Source organism: Sporomusa sp., assembly GCF_057736855.1.
The window spans coordinates 860-1,830 of record NZ_JBYKYF010000446.1 but is presented as its reverse complement, the minus strand read 5'-3'; the positions used below and the strand labels follow the sequence as shown (position 1 = coordinate 1,830).

Below are 971 nucleotides of genomic sequence, written 5' to 3'. Positions count from 1 at the left end.
ACAACAATATCAGCCTGAGACAAACGAGTAGCAAACTCCCGGCTATCCCAGCCAACTCCGTGAATGGGAATATTGGTTGAGAACAGGTTGGCAAGCATATCTGCTTTCTCGTTATCACGGGCACCAATTGTAACCGTAGCAGCCTGATTACTAACCAAAGCAGCAGTTACCGCACGTGCTGCACCACCTGACCCCAAAATGACAACATGACTTCCGTTCACAGCAACCCCCGCCTGCTTGAGCGAGCTGATATAGCCATCAGCATCAGTATTATAGCCAATCAAGCGGCCTTGCTTAACAACAATGGTATTAACAGCACCAACCAGCTTGGCACGGTCATCGATTTCATCCAAATAAGTCATAATAGCTACTTTGTGCGGGATGGTAACGTTGACGCCGGCAAATCCCAGCGCTTTAATTCCGGCCACAGCCTGTGGCAGCAATTCCGGAGGAGTAGCGAGCGGCAGATATACATAATCTAGACCGGTGGCGGCAAAAGCAGCATTGTGCATAACCGGGGAAAGTGAATGGCTGAGCGGCCAGCCTAACAAACCAACTTTTTTTGTAGTGGCTGTAATATTCATATGATAGTACTCCTTTACCTTATCTCTGGCCTAGGATCAGTAAAAACTGCTATGAGCCTGATAAATAGTGCTTATAAAAAATATCCTATCTATAAACGGCCAGTGGCTTTTAATAAGCGAATGACCAGCTTTTCTAACTGACGGGTAATTTTTGTGCCAATAAATTCTTGTTTGGTTAATGGCTGAACCCAAATAGTAAACATTCCTAAGCGATTACCGCCCAACACGTCAGTGAACAATTGATCACCAACTACAGCAATTGCCCCTGGACTTACATTCATGATCTGAGCGGCCTGACGAAATCCTGTCCGGGAAGGTTTCAGCGCTCGGGCGACAAAGGGAACTCCGCACTGAGCAGCAATTTGTTTCACACGGTCATTGCCGTTA

Annotated in this window: 2 protein-coding genes; both read right to left on the bottom strand. The window is 46.7% G+C overall.

The genetic code is table 11. The features are described from left to right. On the bottom strand, nt 1–584 hold a 584-nt coding region (locus tag AC29Z1_RS17460), incomplete at its 3' end, for a shikimate dehydrogenase family protein (protein WP_488272716.1). 89 nt (nt 585–673) lie between these two features. Further along, nucleotides 674–971: YqeG family HAD IIIA-type phosphatase (locus AC29Z1_RS17455; protein WP_488272715.1), on the bottom strand; the 298-nt coding region annotated here is incomplete at its 5' end.